Annotated in this window: 1 protein-coding gene; it reads right to left on the minus strand. The window is 60.5% G+C overall.

The annotated features are described in order from the left end of the window. Nucleotides 1-405: AsmA family protein (locus EE949_RS10510; protein WP_122664226.1), on the minus strand; the 405-nt coding region annotated here is incomplete at both ends.

Genomic DNA, 405 nt, shown 5'->3' on the forward strand with positions numbered 1-405 from the left:
TTTTCTGCGCCGCGTTGGAGTCGGCACCGATGAGCGGGGCCAGATCACTGAACAACAGTTGATCGGACACCAATACACCCGTCAGCTTGGGCCGTGGCTGGCTGGCGACATAGCCCAGATCACCATGGATATCGCTTTTGCCGATCTTGCCGTTGAATTTCTCGTAACTGAAACTGGCGCCCGCCGGATCATGCAGTTTGGCGATCAGGCGGCCGTCCGTTGAATAGGCGGGCGAGTCTGGCAGCGTGACACCTGTCAGCGGATAAAGATTGCTCAGGCTGGCACCCGACAGTTTCAGGCGCAGGTCCAGCGCACCGAGGTTCTGCGGGTCGGTCACCGTGCCGGCGATCACCACATGGGTATCGCCCACCTTCACATCGGCCTGCACCGGAAATGGCTGGGTGG

This window comes from Pseudomonas viridiflava, from assembly GCF_900602065.1.
Taxonomy (GTDB): Bacteria; Pseudomonadota; Gammaproteobacteria; order Pseudomonadales; family Pseudomonadaceae; genus Aquipseudomonas.